Genomic DNA, 23,497 nt, shown 5'->3' on the forward strand with positions numbered 1-23,497 from the left:
TCGTCCCGGCTCGAAAAAGTGCTAAATGTCAATTCTGGTCTAACAGAGCCTTTTCTTTTGCGGCGGTCGCATCTTTCGTCTGCAAGGCAACTGCACCGGTGGGGGAACTGGTTTCTGCCGCGATTGCCGTTGCGGGGGCGATTCCCGCGACAAGTGCCGCGGAAAGGGCGATGCCCACAGTTGCTCGTCTTGCTCTTCTTGCGAGAATGTCGTTCATCTCGGCACCTCATTTCAAGGGTCGGCGACTAACTTGGTAGCACTAAGGTAAGTATACCAAGTTAGTCGACCCGACACTGGCTGGGTGTGCACGTGCCCCTCCGCTTCTTTGGAAACCGAACCCCATTAGAAATGACGAGTTGTTTACGCTTCTTTTGGGCTCACCGTACTATCATGATTCGAATTGAGTGTGAATGATGATAGGGAGCGCCTTCTATGATTGAGCTGCTCAGGCGTTTTGGTGGCAAGTTTCGCCGATATATGGTGATTGGCCCTGCGTGCAAGTTGATCGAAGTGATCTTTGACTTGCTTACGCCGCCGGTGATTGCCCAGATGATCGATAAAGGTATCGGTGCGCACGACGTGAGTGCCGTCGTCCACTACGGCATGGTGCTCGCCGCCATGGCTGTGATCGGCATCTCGTTTACGCTCGTCTGCCAAAAGATGGCGGCGCTCACCTCGCAGGGCATGGGTACTGACATTCGCGGCGCACTCTACAAGCACATTAATAAGCTGAGCTATGCCGAACTCGACCGCTTCGGCACGCCGTCGCTCATCACGCGCATTACCAACGACGTCAACCAGGTACAGCTCGCCGTGGCGCTGGGCGTGCGTATGCTCATCCGCTGGCCTTTCCTGGCGGTGGGTTCCATGGTCGCGGCCCTTGCCATCGACCTTAAGCTCGGCATCATCTTTTTGATTTGCACGCCCGCCATCGGCCTGGTGTTTTGGTTTGTCATGGCGCGCTGCATCCCGTACTACAAGCAGCTGCAGGCAAAGCTCGATCGCATCGCACTCATCTGTCGCGAGGGGCTTTCGGGCGCCCGCGTGGTCCGAGCCTTTGTGCGCGAGGATCACGAGCGTGAGCGTTTTGCCCAGGCAGCCGATGACCAGGCGCATACCGCCATCGCGGTGGGCAAGCTCTCGTCGATTCTTAATCCCGTCACGTTTTTGGTGATGAACCTGGGCGTGTGCGCCATCCTGTGGGTGGGCGGCGTCCAGGTCAACGTGGGCGAGCTCACACAGGGCCAGGTCATGGCGTTCGTCAACTACATGACGCAGACCCTGACCTCCATCGTGTATGTCGCCAACCTGGTCGTGGTCTTTACCAAGGCGAGCGCCAGCGCGTCGCGTATCAACGAGGTGCTCAATTGCGTGCCGAGCATCACCGACGAGGGCAACGAGCCGGTCGCGCTGCCCAAGCCGGGCAATGCCGCCCCAGTTCCCGCGCTGAGCTTTGACCATGCGAGCTTCTCCTTTGGCGCGGGCGCGGCAAATGCCGTCAACGATGTGACCCTGGAACTCCCACTGGGCAAGACGCTCGGCATTATCGGCGGCACGGGCAGCGGCAAGTCCACACTCGCCTCGCTTATCTCGCGCCTGTACGATGCGAGCACCGGCAGCGTGAGCGTGATGGGCTCCGACGTGCGTGCCTGGCCGCTCGATCAGCTGCGCCATGTGGTCGCAACCGTCCCGCAACGCGCGTCGCTGGTGAGCGGCACGATCCGCGGCAACCTGACCTGGCGTGACGAGTCGGCGACCGACGAGGAGCTCTGGGCGGCGCTCGATATGGCGCAGGCCAGCGAGTTCGTGCGCAACAAGCCCCAGGGCCTGGATGCTCCGGTCGAGGCAGGCGGCAAAAACTTTAGCGGTGGCCAGCGCCAGCGCCTGACTATCGCGCGTGCCCTGGTGGGCTCGCCGCAGATTCTGATCATGGACGACTCCGCCTCGGCGCTCGATTTTAAGACCGATGCGGCGCTTCGCCATGCCATCCGCGAGCGTAACGTGCACGGTGCCGCCGAGGGTGGGCTGCCGCTGACGACCGTCATCGTAAGCCAGCGCGTCTCGACCGTGCGCGATGCCGACATGATCTGCGTGCTTGACCACGGTTCGGTCGCGGGCTTGGGTACGCACGACGAGCTGTATGCGACTTGTCAGCTTTACCGCGAGATCTGCCAGTCGCAGCTTCGCCGCGAGGAGCTCGAGGGCCAGCAGGGGAGTGCCGCGTCCGCGTCCGCCCCAAGTGCCACGCCCGCCCCAATCGCCTCTGCATCCGCCTGCGCAAAGGAGGGCTGCTAAATGAATCCGTACACTTCTTCCGGGTCGGTCGCCACGATGACGGCCAACGTGTCCGGTAATGATAACCTCAACGACCTGGGAGACGGTCCGCGCCAGCCCGGCGACCCCGAGCGCTATCCCGTGGGCGCGGTGACCCGCCGCCTGCTGGGCTACGTCCGTCCGCATCGCATTTCGTTTACGGCGTCGTTTGTGAGCGCTGCCATCTCGGTGATCTTGCAGCTCTACACACCTATTCTCATCGGCGAGGGCATCGACCTCATCGTCGCGACGGGCCAGGTGGACTTCGATGCGCTGCTGCCGCTTGTCACCAAGCTCGCGATTGTCGTCGTAGGTGCTGCGGTTTTCCAGTGGCTGCAGGGCTATTGCGTTAACCGCTTGTCCTACGAGACGGTGCGCGACATGCGCGTGGAGGCGAGCGACAAGCTCAGCCGCATGCCGCTCAGCTTTATCGACAGCCATGCCCACGGCGACCTCATGAGCCGCGTGGTCAACGACGTCGATCAGGTGGGCGACGGTCTGCTGCAGGGCTTTACTCAGCTCTTTACCGGCGTCATCACCATCGTCGGTACGCTCGCGTTTATGCTTTCCATTAACCTGGCCATGACGCTCGTGGTGGTGCTCGTCACGCCGCTTTCCATCTTTGCGGCCGGCGCCATCGCAAGGCTCTCCAACAAGAGCTTTGCAGCCCAGCAACGCATTCAAGGCCGGCTCGGCGGCCATATCGAGGAGTATGTGGGCGAGCAAAAGCTCGTGGACGCGTTTGCCTACGGCCCGAGCGCTCAGCAGCGCTTCGATGCCCTCAACGCCGAGCTGTATACGGCAGGTGAGCGCGCGCAGTTTATGGGTTCGCTTTCCAACCCCGGTACGCGCTTTATCAACAACATCATCTACGCTGTGGTCGCCGTGATCGGCTGCGTGGGCGTGATCACGGGCGTGCCGGCGGCGCTCACGGTGGGCGGCGTGCAGATCTTCCTGTCCTACGCCAACCAGTACACTAAGCCGTTCAACGAGGTCACGAACGTCATCACGCAGATCCAGACCGCGTACGCCTCGGCGCGCCGCATGTTTGCGTTGCTTGATGCGCGCGAGCAGGAGCCCGACGCGGCGGATGCCGTGGAGCTTGTCGCCCCGCAGGGCGAGGTGACCTTTGAACACGTGGACTTTAGCTATGCGCCCGACCGCAAGCTGCTGCAGGATATCTGCATCGAGGCCAAACCCGGTACGCGCTTTGCCCTCGTCGGTCCCACGGGCTGTGGCAAGACGACGCTCATCAATCTGCTGCTGCGCTTTTACGATATCGATGCTGGGCGCATCGCGGTCGATGGTCGCTCCTCGCGTGACTACACGCGTGCGAGCCTGCGCCGCGCCTTTGGCATGGTGCTGCAGGACACCTGGCTGTTCGAGGGCACGGTGGCCGAAAACATTGCCTACGGTTGCCCCGATGCCACGCGCGAGCAGATTGTCGAGGCCGCCAAGCGCGCTCATGCGCACAAGTTTATCGTGCAGCTGCCAGGCGGCTACGATACGGTGATCGGCGAGGACGGCGGCACGTTTAGCCAGGGTCAAAAACAGTTGCTGTGCATCGCGCGCGTCATGCTCACCGATCCGGCGATTCTGCTGCTGGACGAGGCAACGTCGAGCATCGATACGCGTACCGAGCTGCAGGTGCAGGCGGCATTCGACGAGCTCATGGCCGGCCGCACGAGCTTTGTCGTGGCACACCGCCTGTCGACGATTCGCAACGCCGATTGCATCCTGGTAATGCGCGATGGCGAGATTATCGAGCGCGGCACGCACGATGAACTGCTCGCGGCAGGCGGCTTCTACGCCGAGCTCTACCGCAGCCAATTCGCCCAGTGAGGAAGCCCGTGGGGCAAATTAATCAATCGACAGACGGTGGTTTACATCTGTCACGTTAGTACTAAGATATTCATCTAATAAATTGCATTAGTGGCTTTAGTTTTGGGGGAAACGAGGCAACGTGACTATGACGTGCTCTTTGGTGGTTAACAGCAAGAGCGGTAATACCAGGATGGTTTCGGGCGCGATCAAGCGCGCTCTGCAGGCTGCGGGCGTTGAGTTTGTCCATGCCGCGGCGTTGAGCGACGATGCGGATGCAGATCAGGTTGCGCTCGAGGCGCAGGGCGCCTGCGCGGCCGACACGGTGCTCGTCGGTTTTTGGTGCGACAAGGGCGCGTGCACGCCTTCGGTCGCGGCGTTGCTCTCTGCCTTGCACGGCAAGCGCGTGTTCCTGTTTGGCACCTGCGGCTTTGGGGCCGACCAGAGCTATTACCAGCAGATTGTCGACCGCGTAACTTCCAATCTGGCCGAGGATGCCGAGCTTGCGGGCTGGGCGATGTGCCAGGGCAAGATGGGTCCCGCGGTTAAGCAGCGCTATGAGGCCATGCTCGAGCAAGATCCCGAAAACGCCCGATTTAAGATGCTGCTCGACAACTGGGTTGCCGCGAAGGACCATCCCACCAAGGAAGACCTGGACAACATGGCTGCAGCCGCCAAGAAGGCCGTGCTGGGAGAGTAGCTTCGCCGTTCGTGGTCCTTCGTGCAAAACAATACAAATGTGAAAGCCTCGAAATTCTCGGGGCTTTTTTCATGACACGAGGGCGCCCCTTTATTGATGGAAGGCCTAATAAGCTGATTGCTCTATGCCCGGATGTGTGCGGAGTGGGATGGGATTTCCGGATGGGTGGGGTTTCGGAAAATGCGTCCCGGAATTTGCCTTTGGAATGGGATGCGGTTTCCCGTTGAAGAGCTCTGTGGAAACTACATCCCAGTATTCGGTCGAGAAATGGGATGCCGTTTCCGGTTGAGGGCATTGGCGGAAAGTGCGACCCGGAATTTGTAGTCGGAGTGGGATGTGGTTTCCCAACGGGGCCACAAGCGGAAACCGCATCCCATTTCGCAAGCGAATTCTGGGACACGGTTTTCAGAGGGTTATGGGCTGCGAGCTACATGGGGCTGTCATAAAACTCCAGTAAAAGGGGTCGGAAATAAATGGCACTTCCAGCAATTATTTTTAATGTGGGGGGGGGTACCATTATTTTAGTTTCGCAAAAAATCGATTCCTCTATGGGGAAGTTGCGTAGGGGGTTAGTCACAGATATTGGATAAAACAGATTAATTTGGGGATAAATGACCACTTACGCCAAAATAAGTAGCATTTAGCGATAAAACATTGAAAAATGTGTAGCACATCGCTATGTTTTTATTACGAAAAGATTCCAAATTGGCTTATTTCGGACTCACTTTTCAAGCGCCTTGCGGTTCCTGTTGAAACTTGCTGACCTTTGGATGGGTCGAATAGGTCCTCAAGGGGTGTGAATTATCACTTTGACGGCGCGTAGACTCAAACGATTTATTGCACTTTTGAGTAGCTTGGCGATTGCGCTCGTCATGGCTCTTGCCGTTGTTTCTTTTGTCCCTCGTGCATTTGGATACACGCCCTATGCAGTGCTTTCGGGTTCTATGGAGCCCGAGCTACCCGTTGGCTCCATGGTGTTTGTTCACCAAGTTGATCCAACGGATATTGCCGTGGGTGACAATGCAACCTTTTACCGATCGGACGGTGCCGTGGTGACGCACCAGGTGTACGAGATCGACCCTGTGGCGCAGATGATCGGCACGCAGGGAATTGCGAACAAAAATGCAGACGGAAGCATCATGCACGATGCCGAGCAGACGCCTTTTTCGAGTGTTATCGGCACTGTTTCTTTTTGTGTCCCTTACCTGGGCTTCGTCAACGCATATTGCACGACGATGCCCGGTTTGCTTGTTGTGGTGGCCGTTCTGGCGCTGCTGATCGCGGCGTCGATAGTGCTCGATCGGATGGTTCCAGACGAGCCTGCGGGCAAGCATACCCGCGTGCATGCGAGGGAGCGGCGTTCATAGCGGCAGGGAAAAGCGTCGGCGGCGGTAGGGGCCGTTGCCGGGGAAAACGATTCTCGAAAGGAAGAGAACGATGGAAAACAAGAAGAAAAAGCGCTACGGCATCATTGCCGCCCTGTTGCTGTTGGTGCTGGCCGCCGGCGTGGGTACCTATGCATGGCTGACGGCTACTGCCGACCTGCACAACGTGTTTACGATTGGAAAAATCGAGGCTCCCGATAAGAAGCCTGATCCGGAAAACCCCGAGCAGCCTGGCACGGAGGCTGGTGGCGGTGCCTATCTGTTCGAGACCAAGTGGGACCCCAGCGCGGAGCACAAGATGATTCCGGGCTCTCCGATGGGCAAGAACCCGAACGTTGGTATTAAAAACGGTTCCGATGACGCTTTTGTGTTCATCTATGTAAAGAACGCCGTGGTCAAGAATAGTGCAGGTCTTGCGAGCACTCCTTACTTTACGCTCAACGCGAACTGGAAGCCGGTTTCTGCTGAACAGGTGACGACGAACGGCACCGAGGGACAGTACGTAAGCGGTCTGTTCATGTACGCCAAGGGTGCCGAGAACGGTCCCGTCGCCTTGGGTGCCAAGGAAGCAGCTAAGGATGTCTACACTGGCGAGCTCTTTAGCCAGGTGATGATCCCCGGTGCAATGAAGAGCGATGACGTTGTCTCGGGTGATGGCGTTAAGCCTGAGATTACTGTCTCCGCCTTTATTTTCGGTGCTGATCAGGCTGATGGCGCCACCAACGCAGCGGACAACGCCGTTGCTCAGGCCAAGGCCTGGGCTCAGACCAAGCAGTAACCCCACCCCCCCCCACCGAGATCCCGGCCCGCTCCCCATCCCCATTTTCGGGCCGGGATCTCGGTCCCCCTTTGATCGACGATTGGCGAACGTAATGCTCAACAATCTTTCCGACAATCAGAAACGCACCTTGGCGCTTGCCGCGATGGCGCTGTTGGCCCTGGCGTGCCTGTGCGGCACGCTGGCTTTTACCGTTGATATGGTTCCGGTGAACAACGTTCTATCGTTTGGCAGCGTGAAGGTACGAGTCTGCGAATACACCCTCAACGAACAGGGCGAGGAGATTCCGTTTGAGCCCAACGAGCACGGGGACTATCCCGACACCAAGGCCAGTGGCTCTGATATCAGCCGCATTGTGCGCGTGGAGAACGCTGGAACGCAGCCTGAGTACGTTCGCGCGCGTCTGCGCATGACGTCGGTGGCGCCCGACGGTTCGAGCGCGGATGCTTCGGGCAGCGTTGCGTTTCATGTGAACGCAGGCGAGGGGTCCCCGTGGATCGATGGCGGCGATGGGTGGTACTACTACCGCGGATTGGCCGGGCGTGGCGGCACGCTCGACCCCGGCGCCATGACGGAAAGCCTCATGGACTCGCTGCGCTTTGTGGGCGACTACCACGATGCCGCGCGCGGCGGCTCATTCAGGCTCGATATCGATGTTCAGGCCGTGCAGGCCAAAAACCAGCAGGCAAGCGATACCGTCCTCGACGTGCTTGACGTCGCGGGCTGGCCGGAGGCGAACTAGCCTATGAAGATCAAGAACATGAACCGGGGCGTGCTTAGCAGGCTAGTTGCCGTCGCGGCGATTGCCCTTTGCTGCGTTATGGCGCTGCCAACGGTGGTGCATGCCGAGGACGTGCCCGAGAACACAAACGAATACCACATCAAAAACGCGAACGACTTTTTGGTGTACGTGGCGCTTTCGCGTGAGCGCGATACGTCCGGCTGGCGCGTTTATCTCGATAACGATATCGTGCTTAATGATGACGACATGAAGACCATTGTCTCGCACACCGTTAAGCATCTGTCGTTTGGCAACAAGGAGCATCCGTTTAAGGGCGTGTTCGATGGTCAAAACCACACCGTTGAGGGCCTGAGCTACGATAAAGACGCTTTTGACCCCGAGCGCGATACGGGATTTTTTGCCGAGACCAACGGTGCCACCATCAAAAACTTCCTGGTCAAGGACGCCAACGTGTGGGCGGACTTCCGCGGTGGCATTATCGTGGGCAAGGCCGTCAAAACGCGCTTCGAAAACGTTATGGTCATGGAGAGCACGCTGCACGTGACCTGCGCCAACAATGCTCTCAACCTCATTACCAACGCAGGCTTTGAGGGCGGTCTCATCGCCGGCGAGCTCGACGGCTGCACCCTCTACAACTGCGAGGTCCGTGGCGGCCGTGCCGTCAACAATGCGACCTCGGGCGTGCAGGCGCTCGGCGGTGAGGGTCTGTATATGGCGGCGTTTGCCGGCTACGTTAAGAACTCGACTATCGAGTACTGTCGCGTGACGCCGACGCGTAAGGACGACGGCTCGATTGCCGAGAAGGGCATGACCGACGTCACCAATAAGTACGACGTGGCCATTGGCGCCCTGGGCGGCAACAACGTGTACGCCTCGGGTTTTGTGGGCTGCATGGCGGGCGAGGCCAAGATTATCGACTGCTTCTCGACGGCGCAGTGCTACAGCTATGCCGCGTCGTACGTGGGCGTCGTCGCCGTGACGCGCGCGTGGACGGGTGGCTTGGCGGGTCGTATTCTAACCGAAAAGGGCAACGAGCTCGTTCGAAGCCATTTTGCGGGTGACTTGAGCTCGCGTCAGTACAATCCCATCGCCGTGATCCCCATCATTCAAAACGATGTGAACCTGGGCGGCATTGCCGCGCGTGCCAACAAGGATGATGCCACGGTCACCGAGTGCTACTTTAAGCCGAGCGTGAGCCTTTCTGGCAACAGCCAGGGCAACCCTGCCAAAAAGAAAATCCCCTCGTTTGGCGGCGATGGCACCACCAAGGGTGATGGCTATGGTCCATGGGATGACGAGCGCTACACCACGCGCGAGCTGTGGGAAGAGCACGACTACGACTTTTGTGCCGGCACCAAGCGCTCGACTGCTAACAACGGGGCCTTGGGTGGCTCGCACTTCAATGAGTGGGCGATGGATTACAAGCTGAATATTCCTGTGCATGGCCAGAGCGTTAAGGCGACGATCGATTTTCCCGGTGCGGGTACCGCGACCATCGAGGCAACCAAACTTGGTATTGAACAGAAGACCTCGGATCCGTACGCCTTTGCCGTGAGCGCCGTGCTGGCGGGAACGGCTCAGGGCTTGGCCCAGGGCGATACATCGGTGACGTTTGGGCAGGATACCTCCGCAAAGCCCAAGGGCTTGACCGATGCCAACGGCGGTTATCGCTTCATGGGCTGGTTCCGCGAGTCCGATGTGCGTGTGAATCGAATTGGACAAGACAACAGCTGGTTTGACGGCAAGACCGATGCCGATGCTGTGGCTGCTGGCAAGCAGGTCCAGAAGAGCGAGGCACACGAGCATACGTCGACCTATACCGCCGATAATGCCAAGGGGGTCGACGGTTTTAAGGGCAATGACCTGTTTATCGCTTCGTACGAGGCGCAGGTGCTGTTCTATAACGTCAAGGGTGAGATGCTCTCGTGGCAGAGCGGCGAGGCGCACGACAAGTCGACGGATTGGTACCGCTATGGTGTCGGTTTAACGCCGGTTGCCCCTGCGGACCGCGGCGCTCTATCTGCCAGCGCCACCTTTATTGGTTGGACGACGCAGCCGAGCGGTGAGGCCGAGATGCATGGCGGCTATGCGGCCATTACCTCGCCTGAGCTTGCCGAGCTAAAAAACGCCGGTGCGTTCTATCCTGCCGGCGCTGAGATCACTGTGCTTGGCCCTACCGATTTTTATCCGGTGTACACCGACTATGTGTCGAACATCATGACGGTGTTTGAGGGCAATGAGCGGGATGAGCTTGACGATAAGACCCAGCGCGCGGGCGTGGGCAAAACTGTCGTTAAGGTTGAGACTGCCGAGGATGGCACCGGTGTGTACACGGTGCAGGTGTGCGACGTGGACAACAAACCTTTATCTGAGGACGGTGCGCTGCCCGACGGCTACCGCTTCCTGGGTTGGTATGAAAACAAGCAGGCCGCCGATGGGTCCCAGGTCGAGGTGCGCGTAAGCCGTGACCCCAGCTACACACTCCCTGCCGATGTCGATCTAACTGTGCCACATACCTACATCGCCCGCTTTGAGTGCCGAGTGGATTATTACGTTCGGGCTTATACCAACCATGAGTTTACGGACAGCAAGCTACTTTGTTCCGTTTGGAATCGCTATCAAACGCCCTTTGAGGAAAACGTCGGTAGTACCTTCGTGCGTGAAAACGTCGTCCACTGGGGCCCGGAGCATGTTGACCACGGTATAAAGGATAGTTATGAAACGTGTGGCACGCGCTTCACGAAGGAAACCCTTGTCGTGAGTCCCCTTAACGCGTACTCGCACAACGTTAAAAACGATACGGGAGCCGATACTCTAAAAAACCTCTATGCCGATACCGATTTTCCAGGCGCTGCAACGCTAAGCGATACTTGGACTCCGGCTTCGCTGAACGTAACGGTCAAACCGGTGAATGATCGCTATCGCCTGAATTTTTGGACGCTTGAGCGCGATGGTGAATATTGGACATATGTGAAAAATCCCATCGAGAGCATGGTGCGTACAGATAAGAAGTACTACGTTCGCGCGATGATTACCACGGACGTTAATTTCTACAACAAGGGCGATAATGTCGTGAGGACTGCCACGCGGCGCTATGAGAGTAACTTGCTGCAGACCAAGGTGAACGGGGCGGATCCGACGTTCACGTATTACTACCCGCATGTTAATAAGTCGGTTAAAGTGGCCGAAAAGCCAGAAGATGGTGAGAAGGGATCGTATGAGAGCCCCCTGACCCTCGAAGCTTCCCCGACCGATGCCGACATGGCCGTGCCGGGCTATAAGTTCCTGGGCTGGATTTCGACCGCCGAGGTCCAGAGGGATTCTGACGTCTGGAAGTATATCTACGATGTCGAGGGCGATTCCTTCACCACTTCTGACCCGGATAAGGCCGAACCGTATCTGGTGAAACCAGATTTTAAGGTCACCCAGTGGCAGGATGCCTATCCGGTGTACGCGAAGTACGATGTTAGGTACACCACCAACCTGTATCGCGCCGGTTTTAAGGGTACTTCCGAGGTGAATGTTCCTAGGTATGACATCACCCCTAATCTCAATGTGGACACCGATCCTGCCACGGCAACGGTGACCCCTGATATCGAAACGACGGTATACAAGTCCGGCGGCGAGTTATATAAGCTAAATAAGGTCGAGGTCGAACTTCCGAATGGTGAGGTCAAGGAGCTCGATTCTGCCGACGGTAACTCATATTCCTATCAGGTGGAGCCCGGCGGGACCTATACATTTGTGGCGTACTATTCGCCGTTGGCGGTTGTGTACCATCTCAATGCCAGGGATGTGGACGGTAAGGTAGCCCAGCAGGGCGATTCTCTCGGCAGCCTTAAGGACGGCATCCCGCTGCCAACGTATAACGTCGGCGATATCGATGCTGCAACGAACGCATACAATGCCTTCGTGGGCTGGACGGAAACTAAGCCGGTAGCTGGCAGCGGTTATGTCGTTTGGTCGGACGGCGTTTCCATGGTGAATAAAAACACCGTGGTCAAGGCACCCATGGAGCTGTATCCGGTCTACCGTGCCAGCGCGGTACGTGTCCAATCGAATATCGATGACAATCTGGATAACCGCGGTTCCGTGCGTTATCTTTCGCGCACCGACTCTGGTGATCAAATTTCGCTGGAGGTAAAAGCCGCAACCGAGGTTGTCGGCATAGACGGCACCAAGTACGACTTTGTTGGCTGGTCGCGCGACTACGAACCCGATGGCAAATACACCCTGTTGACCGATGGCGAGAAGTATCCCCTCGAGGGCAGCGAGCCCTTTGAGAGCGTGGCCTACACCGCGGTGTACAAGACCGCGCCGTATAAGGTGCGCTATCACGGTGTCGACGGGTCGGTCATCTTTACGGCGACGGTCGACTCGAGCGACGAGCGCGCGACGGGCGCTGGCTTTGTCCATAACGTCGATGTTCCCAAGGTGAATGAGAGCGGCAACCCGGTCTATGACGACAACGGCAATCCTGTGATGGAGCAAAAATCCGTGGCGTACGACCCGGACGCCCACTCCAAGATCGTCGCGCTGCTCGATGAACAGGCTGCTGCCAATGGCGATAAGCGCGAGCTCTTCTTGGAGTGGCGATATGTGGGTGCCGATGGCACTGCAAAGTCTTGGGATGAGTTCAAGGGCGAGCCAGTCAAGGGTGACATGGACCTGTATCCTGTGACGTATCGCGTGGTTGCCAACGATACGTCTGATCCCGCGAGCCCCGTAACTATGACCGCGCAGCTTAAGTGGCTGCTCGATCCCGCCGCGGCCAACACCGTCGGTGACAGTGCCGACAATGCGCCGTTTAAGGTCTGCTTTGCCAAGCCGTTTATGGGGACGCAACTGACTGTTACGGTAACGCAGGCAAGCTACGGCCCTGGTGCAGAGGGCGTTTCTGCGGCGGAAAAGCCTGTGAACGGCAAGTTTGTCTCGCTCTACAGCCTTGGTTCGGGTGACGGCTCGTTCGACCTGGCCAACCGTCTGGAGTCCAAGAAGACGGGCGAGGGCGATCAGGGCCCCGGCAAAGCCGTGTTCAACTTTGCCCAGACTCATGCGCTGACGATCGTTAAAAAGACGACCGATGCCAGCGCTATGGGACAGACGTTCCGCTTTAAGGTGACGAAGACGGCGGAGGGAGCCTCTCCCGAGACGCGCGTGGTCGAGGTGAAGGTCGATAAGCAACAGCCGGAAAACGGTGAGACCTGGTATGTCGGCAGCGTGCAGTTCGCCGCTCCGGCGGGCACCTATACCGTCGAGGAAGACACGGCTTGGGCATGGCGCTACCAGGGTGAGCTGAGCACGCCTGGTAAGGCGCCCGGCAAATCTGCCGAGCTGACGATTTCGTCTGCCTCGAGCGCGGGCGATGCGGTGGTGACGTGCGTTAACACGCGCGCGAAGGACAAATGGGTCGATGGTGGCTCGCGTGCCAAGAATGTTTGGGAAAACGGCACGCTGAAGAAGGAGGACCAGGATGACTAAGCGCAAGCAAATCGTCGCCCTCCTTGTCGGCGTTCTTCTTTTGGCTGGCGCTGCCGGCACCTTTGCCTGGCTTTCGGTTACGGGCGTGCTGGTCAACGAGTTTGGCTTTGGTTCGGTGGCGCCCTCGGTAGACGAGAAGCTCAATGGCAACGTGAAGAGTGACGTCACGATTACAAACAAGGGCTCGGCTCCGGCATACCTGCGTGCTGCGGTGGATATCTACTGGCAGGACCAGGATGGCGCGCGCCTGTGGGATGAGCCGGTTGCGGGAACGGACTACGTTATTGAGTGGGGCAACGTGTCCGATGCGTCTGCTTCCAACAGCGCCTCGTCTTGGGTTGCCGCGTCCGACGGATTCTACTATTGGACATCTTCCGTTGCGCCGATGGACAAAACCGGCGTGCTCATCAAGAGCGTGACTGAGAGGAAGGCGGATGGCAAGAACCTGGTCGTCGACATTTCGACCCAGGCAATTCAGTCCACGCCCGATGACGCAGTTACAGAGGCATGGGGCTGTACGGTCAAGGATGGCGTGCTGGTGCCGCCGCATGGAGGTGCGTAAGTATGGCCTCTCCGATTCGTAAAGACGTTGCGTGTTTCTTGCATTGCGTGATGGCGGCAATCGTCTGCCTTATCGCGCTCGCCGTTCCTGCACGTGCGTTTGCTGACATTCCCACGATTGCCTATGACGGAAATGCACGCCAGCTAACGGTATCGGGAGCGACGGACTCCTCGGGGGAGCCCGATCTGTTTCCAGCCTTTAAAGATCTAATGCCCGGCGATGTACGCGAGCAACAGATTGGGGTTCGTGCCACGGGTGTAAAGTCCCAGGTACGTGTGTTTGTGCGGGCTGTTGTCGATCACGAGACGGCACATCTGCTGTCGCCCATTACCCTAACGGCGTCGGCGGCCGATGCGTCTGCCGGTTGGCTCCAGACGGGAACGCCGGGCAGCGTGTTTGCCTATCCCACGCAGGTCGCAACGTTTACGAGCGATGGCAGCACGGTACTCAATTTGCAACTAAGTGTCCCGACGTCGGTGGGCAACGAGCTTGCCGACGCAAACAAGGCAATTCGCTGGGAAATCACCGCCGAAGACGATGGCGAGAAGATCCCCGTACAACCTGCTGGCAGCAAGAAGCCCGGCTTGCTTGGTCTGGCGGCAACGGGGGACAACGCGCTCGCTTTGCTTTTGGTGTTGCTGGCGCTTGCCATCATCGCTTTTATAGCCGCGCTTCTTTTGTCCCGGAGGAACAAGCGCTAGGTCCATCTTCTAAACGCAACGCCCTCCTGGGCGGCGGGCACGAAGTTCCCTGCTCTACAGTCCTGCGCAAGACGAAGGCCACATTAAGTGGCCTTCTTTGCGTGCGGAACTCGCGATGAACTTCGTGCCCGCCGCCCGGGAGGGTGTCTCTTTATTGATAGAAGGCCTAATAAGCTGATGATTTCATGCCTGGATGTATACGGAGTGGGACGGGCTTTCCGGATGGGCGGGGTTTCGAAAAGTGTGTCCCAGAATCGGCGCTCAGAGTGGTCCCCACTTTCCGGTTGATGTCTTGTCCGGAAACTACGTCCCGGAATTAAGGCTTGGAATGGGATGCACTTTCCGCTTGAGAGCCTTAGCGGAAAGTGCGACCCGGAATTTACTCTTGAAGTGGGATGCGCTTTCCCAACAGGCCCTCAAGCGGAAACTGCGTCCCATTCCGAAGGCAGATTCCGGGACACACTTTCCGAATATAAAGAAGGCCACTTAATGTGGCCTTCAACTTATATATGTTGCGGATGCTTTCATGACAAGCCGCGCTTCAACACCGAGGCGTCTGCCCGGCGACGCGGAATGTAAGGTTCATCGCGAGTTCCGCACGCAAAGGAGGCCACTTAATGTGGCCTCCGTCTTGCGCAGGACTGTCCGAGCAGGGAACCTTATATGCCTCCGCCCGGACAGACGTTTCAGTTATGAACTCGCAGCTAGTCGCTACTTGATCTTGGTCGTGCCCGGTGCCAGGTTGGGGTCGGTCTCGTTGGCCTCGGTCTGGAAGTGCTCGGTGTACACGTTCTTGCCGTCGCGGAACATCTCGTAATACTGCATCTTGGCGTAATCCTCGCGCGCCTTGGTGGCGGCTGCGGCAGCGGCGTCGTCACCGGTGACGTTGGAGGAAAGCGCCCAACGCAGGCTGGCGTCCTCGTAGCCGACGGAGTTGATGGCGGGCAGCGACTCGCGCAGTGTCATATGCGCCTTCTGATAGTCGGAAAGCGGGGCGCCGATCAGCTGCATCAGCTGGGTGGACAGGTAGTTGGTGGACAGGTCGTCGACCTCACTCGTCTGGTCGCAACCGGCAACGTCGTAGTTGGCCCAGATGATGTAGTCAGTCTGCCACAAGCGCTCCTGATGCGTGGCGTCGTCCTCGTCGGTAAACCACTTATCGTTGAACTTGGACGGGAAGAACGGCTGATGGTCGCCCCAGAACACCACGACCACCTTGCGGTCGAGCTTGCTCAGGGCGTTGAGGAAGTAGCGCAGCGCCTGGTCGGACTGCTCGATGCACGAGACGTACTCGTCGACATCGGACAGCGTGCCGTCCTCGACGGTCTTGGCATCCAGGTCGGTCGTGTCGATGTTCAGGTGCATCTGCTTGTCGACCGGCAGCAGGCCCGTGTCGTAGCCCGAGTGGTTCTGCATGGTCACATCGAAGATGAACTGCGGGTCGGCGTTCTGGTCGAGCAGCTCCAGAATCTTGTCGTAGGTAGCCTGGTCGGTCACCATGCCGCGCAGGGTATCGGCGCCCTGGAAATCGTTGATGGACAGGAACTGGTCAAAGCCAAAATCCTTATAGACGTTCTCGCGGTTCCAGTTGGTGGCGTGGTTGGGGTGCATGGCCGTGGTGGAATAGCCGAGCGATTTGAACTGCTCTGCCAGGTTCCCGGTCGTCTCCATGTTGTAGATGGTGTAGGGGTACACGCCCGAACCCAGGTTGGCCATGGAGTTGCCGGTCATAAACTCAAACTCGGTATTGGCGGTGCCGCCGCCGTAGGCACTCACGTAGAGCTTGCCGCGGCTGAGGCAGTTGGACAGGTTCTTAAAGTACTGCGGGCCCTCGTAGCCGGCGCGCATGTTCTGGTAGATGGACAGGTCCGAGAAGGTCTCGTTCATGATGGCGATGACCGTGGGCTTCTCGCTGTCGAATTGCTCCTTTGCGGCGGCGCGCTCGTCGCTCTTGGCCGCGTCGGACTTGTCGTAGGCCTTGGCGTACTTTTTGAGCGTGGCCTTGGCATCGTCGACGGAGTAGTCGGCGGGTTTGGGCGGCTTGATGGACTGCGCTGCACTAATAAAGGCAGGCAGATAGCCCTCGCGCCAGTAGCTCTCGAGCGGGCGCCAGGTGTAGACGGTGATGCCGAGGGTATTGTAGTAGTCGATGAGGGTGACGTGCGCGGTCACGCCGCCCAGGCACAGCACCGCCACGAGCAGGTTGGTGAGCAGCATGCGCTTGGCGTTGGCGGCACCCTTCTGGCGATGCGGCGCGACCAGGCCGGCGTACTCGCACAGCAGCATGGCGATGGCGGTAAAGCTCATGGACAGCACGCAGAACAGCGAGATCGAGAAGGTGTAGCCGTTGCCGGCGACCGCGGCGGCGGTGGAGATGGCCGAAAGGTCGCCCGGCTGGATCGGCATGGATTTAAACGTGATGACGAAGAACTCGGCAATGCCCAGGACAAAGAGGGCAAAGGCTAGGACGGCCGGTGCTGCGCCGTGGCGCTGGAACAGGAAGAACAGGCCGACCATGAGCACGGTGATGATGGCCCACTCGAGCAGGATGCACAGGGGGTAGACCCAGGTAAAGTCGTGGTTGGACGAGACCTCCATGCCCAGCAGCGCAAAGACGCCGGCGAGCAGCAGGCACAGGACGGCGGCGACGAGCGGTTTGCCCACAAAGGCGCCGCGCAGGCGGGCGAGCTTGCCAGTGGGGGCGGGAGCGTCGGCCGAGGCGAACGCAAAGACGCGCGGTGCGATGCGGTCGCGGGCGATGCTGGCCCAAGCGCATCCGGTGAGAATGGCGTTGGTCAGGATGAGCATCACAAAGGCGAGCGGCTCGTTTTGAGCGACGAGGCCAATGGCGCCCCAAATGGTCAAAAAGAGCTGGAACAGGCCGAAGGCGACGCTCCACCCAAGAGCGCTTTTGGCAACGGTGCCCGACTTTGCGCAAATGGCCTTGGCCTCGCGCAAGACAAGGTAGACGGTCGCCGCAAGACCGACGAGCGAGATGGCGGCAGCGAACATGCTGAGACTCCTCACAAACTAAAACCTACGAAAGCGGGGATTTACCCGATTGTTACCAAGATATGCGCAGCGATTGGTGGCCGCGCACAACAACCAGCCATATTAACGCGCGCGTGTGGCGGTGTGACGCAATGTAGTGGCGACCTGCGCGATAATGGACGGGAATTACACGGAAACGTAAAGGCTTCTTAAAGAATTAGCGAGGATGAGGCGATGGACGAGCAGGTTTGCACCAAGGCTGTGGATACGTGTGGCTATCCGGTCGAGACGACGGGCAACGCGGTGCTGGACACGTTGGAGCACCGTTCCTCCACGCGCGCCTTCGCGCGTGATGACGACGACCGTCCCGTGGCGGTGACCGACGAGCAGCGTGCGGCGATTTTGCATGCGGCGAGTCGCGCGCCGTCGGCGGGCGCCATGATGATGTATTCCATCGTGAGCATTCGCGAGCAGGCTACGCTGGACCGTCTGGCTGACCTGTGCGACCACCAGCCCATGATCGCCAAGGCGCCCTGGGCACTTATATTTGTGGTCGACTATGCCAAGTGGATTGATCTGTTTGAGCACGTGGGCTGCTTTGAGCCCGAGTTTGTCGAGCGCACGGGCAAGGCGCCCCGTCGTGCACCGGGTCTAGGCGACTTTGCCATCGCGGCGCAGGACGCCGTGATCGCCGCGCAAAATGCCGTGGTTGCCGCCGAGGCCCTGGGCCTGGGGAGCTGCTACATTGGCGACATCGTGGAGAACGCCGAGGAAGTTGCCGAGCTGCTCGATCTGCCGCCCTATACCATGCCGCTATCGATGCTCATCATCGGCACGCCCCGCAAGGAACGCCCGGCGATCGCGCATCCCGTGGTGAACCTGGTGCACGAGGAGCGCTATCGCCGCGCCGATACCGCGACCATGGACGCGCAGGTGGCCGAGATGGATGCGATGTTTCGCCTGCACGCCCGCGAGGTGGGGGAGCGCGTCGTGGATATCTACACCCGCAAGCACACGAGCCCCTTTATGGCCGAGATGAGCCGCTCCATGGAGTGGTGGTTCAAAAACTGGCTCGGAAAATGACGAATGCGACAAAGGGGGCGTCCCTTTGTCACATTCCATATCGCCGCGGTGGCCTAAAGACTGTATAAATCTTTATCTAGCTGGGAAAACAGTGCATTAAAACATGGGCCGATTACCTATAATCCCTTCGAACATTAAAGTTGGGAGGAAACCGGCTTATGGAACAAAAGGCCAAGGAGGCAGCCTCGCACGCTGCGATTCCTGTGAGCATCTCGGCGATGCTCGTCACGCTGGGCGTGGTGTACGGCGATATCGGCACCAGCCCCATGTATGTAACCAAGGCGCTCGTTGCCGGCAACGGCGGCATCGGAAGCGTCACGGAGGAGTTCGTGCTCGGCGCGCTCTCCCTTGTCGTGTGGACGGTCACGCTGCTGACCACCATCAAGTATGTGCTCATCTCGCTGCGCGCCGATAACCATGGTGAGGGCGGCATCTTTGCCCTGTACAGCCTGGTCAAGCGCTGCGGTAAGTGGCTTATCATCCCCGCCATGCTGGGTGGTGCCGCGCTGCTCGCCGACGGCATCCTGACGCCGGCTGTTACCGTTACCACGGCCATCGAGGGCCTGCGCACCATCCCGGCGGTCCATGCCGTGCTGGGCGATGACCAGGGTCGCGTCGTCGCGATTACGCTCGCCATCATCATCGTGCTCTTCTTGGTGCAGCGCATCGGTACGGCCAAGATCGGTCACGCCTTTGGCCCCATCATGACGCTGTGGTTCCTGTTCCTGGGCGGCACGGGTCTGTTCTTTGTCTTACAGCACCCCGCCGTGCTGCTGTGCCTCAACCCGGTGCGCGGCATCGCCTTTTTGTTGAGCCCCAACAACCACGCGGGCATCATGATTCTGGGCAGCTGCTTCCTCGCCACCACCGGTGCCGAGGCGCTCTACTCCGACATGGGCCACGTCGGCCGCGGCAACATCTACGCTACCTGGCCGTTCGTTAAGTGCTGCCTGCTGCTGTCCTATATGGGCCAGGGCGCTTGGCTTATGAACAACGCTGCCAACCCCGAGCTCATGGGTATCGCCGACCTCAACCCCTTCTACCAGATGCTCACCCCGGGTCTGCGTCCCTTTGCCGTCGGCCTTTCCACCGTCGCGGCCATCATTGCCTCGCAGGCGCTCATCACCGGCGCATTCTCGCTGGTGTCCGAGGCCAGCCGTCTGGACCTCATGCCGCACATGCAGGTCTTCTACCCTGCCGAGACCAAGGGCCAGCTCTACATCCCCATGGTCAACAACGTCATGCTTGTCGGCTGCGTCATTGTGGTGCTGCTGTTCCAGAACTCGGCGCATATGGAAGCCGCCTACGGCCTTGCCATTACGCTGACTATGATGTGCACCACGCTGCTGCTCTTCTTCTACCTGCACGAGGAGCGCAAGCTCAAGGTCGCGCCGTGGATCTTCGCGGCCTTCTTCCTTTTGCTCGAGGGCTTCTTCTTCGTGAGCTCGCTCACCAAGTTCTTCCACGGCGGCTATTTCACCATCCTCATGGCTGCACTCATCATGGGCATTATGGTGTGCTGGTACAACGGCACGGCGGTCGAGCAGCGCCAGTTTACGCTGCTGCCGCTGCGCAGCTACCTGCCGCAGCTCAAGCGCCTGCGCGACGACGACCGTTACGAGCGCCTGAGCGACAACATCGTGTACCTGACCAAGGACACCCATACCGATTACATCGACCGTGATATCGTCTACTCGATCTTGGACAAGCATCCCAAGCGCGCTCGCGCCTGGTGGTTCGTGAATGTCGAGACCATGGACGAGCCGCATACCTTTGCCTATTCGGTCGAGACGTTCGGCACCGACTATGTTTTCCGCGTGCATCTGTACCTGGGCTACAAGATTAACCAACGCGTCAACGCCTACCTGCGCCAAGTTGTTCAGGACCTGGCTGCCACCGGCGAGCTGCCGTCGCAGACGCACGACTACTCGGTCTATAAGGATCCGGGCAACATCGGCACGTTCAAGTTCGTCATGATCCGTAAGCTGCTGGCGCCCGAAAGCGATGTGGAGCCGAGCGAGCGCACGGCCATCACGCTCAAGTACATCATCCGCCGCGCCGCCGGCACGCCCGCGCGCTGGTACGGCCTGGAGAACTCCAACGTGAGCTTTGAGTACGTGCCGCTGTTCACCAAGTTTAAGGCCGTGAGCAAGATGCAGCGCCTGGCCCCCAACGAGCGTCCGTAGGCGCCGACGGGTTGCATGGAGCTGGTTTTCGATGGACAAAACTAAAGCCGGGGAGTTAAACATGGATGCAAGGACACTCGACGTCCTCGAGGCGGGTATCGACGCCGCCGAAGATCGGTTCTTTACGAATCGGGCCAACATGGACATGGTCGATCGCGTGATTTCGATCGTGGCATTGGTATTTGGAGCGGTGTGCGTGTGCGCCCTGCTCGCGCACGTGCTGTTTGTCTAACGACCGCAGGCTGTAAAGGCTATACACTTGGAACCACCACAAGGGGAAACCACCACAAAGGTGCCTGTCCCCTTTGTGGTGGTTTTTGTTTTTGAGAGAGGGACGGGGCGCTGATGGACGTCCATGCGGACGGCGATATTGCCGAGAACTTTTGGTGGCGGCGCACGACGCTGACGCGTCGCAGCCCTCTGTATGACGCCTGCGTATCGGCGGGGCTGCTGGTCGCGGCGACGATTGTGGGCGCGCTGCTCGACCATCCGGGTCTCGCGCCGAGCATCATGATCGTCTATGTGTTCGCCGTGCAGCTGTGCGCGTTCTTTACCTGGAGCCGCCTGTATTGCTTGCTGAGTTCGGCTGCCGCCGTGGCGCTCTACAACTTCCTGTTTGTCGACCCGCGCTACTCGCTGTCGTTTATCGACCGCGTCTATCCCGGCATGTTCTTTATCATGTTTGCGGTCTCGCTCGTGTCGAGCTCGATTTCGCTTGCCCTACGCCGTGCCTTAGCGCAGGCCGCCGCCAGCGACCGGCGCACGCAGATGGTGCTCGAGACCAACCGTATGCTGCAGCGCTGCGCCGGTCAGCAGCAGATTGTCCATGCTATGGCAACGCAGCTGGCGCGTCTTTCGGGCTGTCCTGTCGTGTGGTACAGCGCCGACGCCGAGGGCGATGACCTGCTGCCGCGTGCGACATACACGGCCGTGGGCGATGTCGCGCCGGTGCATGAACTGGCGCCGCAGATGCCGCCGCGGCTCTCGGCGTCCGCCTATGTGGGAACGCCGCTCGATGCCACCTACGGCGCCTCGGCGTTCTACGGCATCTACCTGACCGTGCGCTCGGGCGACACCATGGTGCGCGCGGGCGATCCCGCCTCGGTGGTGGGCGTGTTGGCTATCGTTGCCGAGCCCGACGTGCTGACGCACGAGGAGCGGACACTTGCCGATGCCATCGTGAGCGAAGGCGAGCTGGCACTCGATCGCGCCCGCGCCATGGAGGCCCGCGAGGAGGCGGCGGTGCTTGCCAAAAATGAGCAGCTGCGCGCCAATCTGCTGCGCTCCATCTCGCACGATCTGCGCACGCCGCTTACCAGTATTTCGGGTAATGCCGACGTGCTGCTCGATCAGGGTTCGACCGGCACCGCGGTGCTCGATGCCCAGACGCGCCGCGGCCTGCTGCTATCCATTCGCTCGGATGCGCTGTGGCTCAACGCCACCGTCGAGAACCTGCTTGCCATCACCAAGCTCGAGGGCGGCGGCATGCATCTGTCGACAACGCTCGAGCTTATGGACGATATCGTCGAGGAGGCACTGCGCCATGTAAATCCGGCCGTGCGCGAGCACGACCTTAAGGTGGTGGCGTGCGATGAGCCGGCGCTCGTCAACGTCGACGCGCGCCTGATGGTGCAGCTGGTGGTAAACCTGGTGAACAACGCCATCACCTATACGCCCGAGGGCTCGCATATCGTGATCTCGATTGACGTCAACGGCGGCCGCGTGGCGTGCTCGGTTGCCGATGACGGGCCGGGCATCGCACCCGAGGACCGCGAGCGAATCTTTGAGTCGTTCTACACCGCCAACCACGGTCTTGCCGACAGCCATCGCAGCGTGGGCCTGGGTCTTTCGCTCTGCCGCTCCATTGCGTTGGCGCATGGCGGTAGCATAGAGGTTGCCGCGGCGGACCCGCACGGCTCGGTCTTTACGATTGAGCTTCCCGCCGCCGATGTTTCGTTTGATAAGGAGTAGCGCCGTGCCGAACTCTGCCGTGAAACCGCTCATCTTGGTCGTTGAGGACGATCCCGCCGTCCGCAACCTTATCGTCGCCGCGCTCGAGGCGCACGGCTTGCGCCATATGGCTGTGGAGACCGCCCACGCCGCCATCGCCGCCGCCTCGTCGCAGGCACCGAGCATTGTGCTGCTCGATCTGGGCCTACCCGATATGGATGGCGTCAAGGTGGTGGAGTCGGTGCGCGCATGGTCGGGCATGCCGATCATTGTGGTCTCGGCGCGCAGCGAAGACGCGGACAAGATCCGCGCACTCGATGCCGGTGCCGACGACTACCTGACCAAGCCGTTTTCGGTCGAAGAGCTGCTCGCGCGCATTCGCACGACGCTCAGGCGCCTTTCGTATGCGCAAACGGGCGGTGTTGCCTCCGAGGGCTCGTTCGATACCGGTGAGCTGCATATCGATTTTGACGCCGGCATCGCCACGATGGATGGCGAGGAGCTGCACCTGACGCCGATCGAGTACAAGTTGCTCTGCTTGCTGGCACACAACGCCGACAAGGTGCTGACGCACCAGTTTATATTGCACGAGATTTGGGGTACGGCGACCAAGAGCGATCTGGCGAGCCTGCGCGTCTTTATGGGCACGTTGCGTAAGAAGATCGAGTCCGACCCCGCGCATCCGCGCTATATCCAAACGCACGTGGGCATTGGCTACCGCCTAGTCATCCAAGGCTAGATCGCCAACCACCATCCCAATATGAGTTGCGGTGAAATACGGTCTAAATTTGCCTAATTCCAGGC

Annotated in this window: 16 protein-coding genes; 14 read left to right on the forward strand and 2 right to left on the reverse strand. The window is 59.5% G+C overall.

Going from position 1 to position 23,497, the window contains the following annotated elements:
• Nucleotides 1-28: 28 nt before the first annotated feature.
• Nucleotides 29-217 carry a hypothetical protein gene (locus DW754_RS02960; RefSeq protein ID WP_117758418.1) on the reverse strand — a complete coding sequence of 63 codons (189 nt, stop codon included), beginning with the start codon at nucleotides 215-217 and terminating at the stop codon, nucleotides 29-31.
• A gap of 215 nt (nucleotides 218-432) precedes the next feature.
• On the opposite strand from DW754_RS02960, the gene DW754_RS02965 reads away from it, so the two are divergent.
• From DW754_RS02965 to DW754_RS03005, 9 genes are all read left to right on the forward strand, one after another.
• Complete coding sequence (locus tag DW754_RS02965; RefSeq protein ID WP_117758419.1) at nucleotides 433-2,295, forward strand: ABC transporter ATP-binding protein; 1,863 nt, start codon at nucleotides 433-435, stop codon at nucleotides 2,293-2,295.
• The gene (locus DW754_RS02970) at nucleotides 2,296-4,155 is read left to right on the forward strand and encodes an ABC transporter ATP-binding protein (RefSeq protein WP_117758420.1); all 1,860 of its coding nucleotides are present in this window, start codon (nucleotides 2,296-2,298) and stop codon (nucleotides 4,153-4,155) included.
• A 127-nt stretch (nucleotides 4,156-4,282) separates the two neighbouring features.
• Complete coding sequence (bilS, locus tag DW754_RS02975) at nucleotides 4,283-4,834, forward strand: flavodoxin family protein BilS (protein WP_117758421.1); 552 nt, start codon at nucleotides 4,283-4,285, stop codon at nucleotides 4,832-4,834.
• A gap of 845 nt (nucleotides 4,835-5,679) precedes the next feature.
• Nucleotides 5,680-6,201: a signal peptidase I gene (locus DW754_RS02980; protein ID WP_255413518.1), complete on the forward strand. Its 522-nt coding sequence runs from the start codon at nucleotides 5,680-5,682 to the stop codon at nucleotides 6,199-6,201.
• 70 nt (nucleotides 6,202-6,271) lie between these two features.
• Nucleotides 6,272-6,997: a SipW-dependent-type signal peptide-containing protein gene (locus DW754_RS02985; RefSeq protein WP_117758423.1), complete on the forward strand. Its 726-nt coding sequence runs from the start codon at nucleotides 6,272-6,274 to the stop codon at nucleotides 6,995-6,997.
• Between the two features lie 94 nt (nucleotides 6,998-7,091).
• The gene (locus DW754_RS02990; protein ID WP_117758424.1) at nucleotides 7,092-7,739 is read left to right on the forward strand and encodes a hypothetical protein; all 648 of its coding nucleotides are present in this window, start codon (nucleotides 7,092-7,094) and stop codon (nucleotides 7,737-7,739) included.
• A 3-nt stretch (nucleotides 7,740-7,742) separates the two neighbouring features.
• Nucleotides 7,743-13,220 carry a hypothetical protein gene (locus DW754_RS02995; protein ID WP_117758425.1) on the forward strand — a complete coding sequence of 1,826 codons (5,478 nt, stop codon included), beginning with the start codon at nucleotides 7,743-7,745 and terminating at the stop codon, nucleotides 13,218-13,220.
• The gene (locus DW754_RS03000) at nucleotides 13,213-13,782 is read left to right on the forward strand and encodes a hypothetical protein (protein WP_117758426.1); all 570 of its coding nucleotides are present in this window, start codon (nucleotides 13,213-13,215) and stop codon (nucleotides 13,780-13,782) included. The genes DW754_RS02995 and DW754_RS03000 overlap by 8 nt, the downstream gene beginning before the upstream one ends.
• A 2-nt stretch (nucleotides 13,783-13,784) precedes the next feature.
• A complete protein-coding gene (locus DW754_RS03005) occupies nucleotides 13,785-14,483 on the forward strand; it encodes a hypothetical protein (RefSeq protein ID WP_117758427.1) in 699 nt (232 codons plus the stop codon).
• Nucleotides 14,484-15,194: 711 nt separating this feature from the next.
• Here DW754_RS03005 and DW754_RS03010 read toward each other — a convergent pair.
• Entirely contained in the window at nucleotides 15,195-17,495 is a 2,301-nt protein-coding gene (locus DW754_RS03010) for an LTA synthase family protein (RefSeq protein ID WP_117758428.1), read from the reverse strand.
• A 213-nt stretch (nucleotides 17,496-17,708) separates the two neighbouring features.
• On the opposite strand from DW754_RS03010, the gene DW754_RS03015 reads away from it, so the two are divergent.
• The 5 genes from DW754_RS03015 (at nucleotide 17,709) to DW754_RS03035 (ending at nucleotide 23,432) form a co-directional block, all read left to right on the forward strand.
• Nucleotides 17,709-18,557, forward strand: coding sequence for a nitroreductase family protein (locus tag DW754_RS03015; protein WP_117758429.1), 849 nt, complete (start codon nucleotides 17,709-17,711; stop codon nucleotides 18,555-18,557).
• A 158-nt stretch (nucleotides 18,558-18,715) separates the two neighbouring features.
• A complete protein-coding gene (locus tag DW754_RS03020) occupies nucleotides 18,716-20,743 on the forward strand; it encodes a KUP/HAK/KT family potassium transporter (RefSeq protein ID WP_117758430.1) in 2,028 nt (675 codons plus the stop codon).
• A 61-nt stretch (nucleotides 20,744-20,804) separates the two neighbouring features.
• Entirely contained in the window at nucleotides 20,805-20,975 is a 171-nt protein-coding gene (locus tag DW754_RS10930; RefSeq protein ID WP_158561603.1) for a hypothetical protein, read from the forward strand.
• Nucleotides 20,976-21,088: 113 nt separating this feature from the next.
• Nucleotides 21,089-22,714: an ATP-binding protein gene (locus DW754_RS03030; RefSeq protein WP_117758432.1), complete on the forward strand. Its 1,626-nt coding sequence runs from the start codon at nucleotides 21,089-21,091 to the stop codon at nucleotides 22,712-22,714.
• A 4-nt stretch (nucleotides 22,715-22,718) separates the two neighbouring features.
• Nucleotides 22,719-23,432: a response regulator gene (locus DW754_RS03035; RefSeq protein WP_195919844.1), complete on the forward strand. Its 714-nt coding sequence runs from the start codon at nucleotides 22,719-22,721 to the stop codon at nucleotides 23,430-23,432.
• The last annotated feature ends 65 nt before the right edge of the window (nucleotides 23,433-23,497 follow it).

Origin of the sequence: Collinsella sp. AM29-10AC, assembly GCF_003469085.1 — a bacterium.
Taxonomy (GTDB): domain Bacteria; phylum Actinomycetota; class Coriobacteriia; order Coriobacteriales; family Coriobacteriaceae; genus Collinsella.